The sequence below is a fragment of the Citrobacter sp. Cpo065 genome (assembly GCF_030332805.1).
GTDB classification, from domain to species: Bacteria; Pseudomonadota; Gammaproteobacteria; order Enterobacterales; family Enterobacteriaceae; genus Citrobacter; species Citrobacter portucalensis.
This window is the reverse complement of record NZ_JAOWHC010000014.1, coordinates 1-333: the sequence shown is the minus strand read 5'-3', so window position 1 is coordinate 333 and position 333 is coordinate 1. Positions and strand designations below refer to the sequence as shown.

General features: G+C 51.7%; 1 rRNA gene. It reads left to right on the top strand.

What is annotated here, in order from left to right:
* Positions 1–79 (top strand): 5S ribosomal RNA (gene rrf / locus OGY68_RS22935); the annotation flags it as partial.
* Positions 80–333: the final 254 nt, after the last annotated feature.

The window sequence follows — 333 nt, the reverse complement described above, 5'->3', positions numbered from 1 at the left end:
TGCCGAACTCAGAAGTGAAACGCCGTAGCGCCGATGGTAGTGTGGGGTCTCCCCATGCGAGAGTAGGGAACTGCCAGGCACCAAATTAGAAGTATGGCACTGACTTTCGAGGCAGTTCACTACTCGATAGAGAGTAGGACAAAAGCGAAAGCTTTTGAACGTTGCGAAGCAACGGCCCGAAGGGTGAATCACAAAGTGATTCATAAACTGCCAGGCATCAAATTGCAGTAAACCGGGATGAAGAATCCGGGTGGTGACAAAGAAATTCGGTGGAGCGGTAGTTCAGTTGGTTAGAATACCTGCCTGTCACGCAGGGGGTCGCGGGTTCGAGTC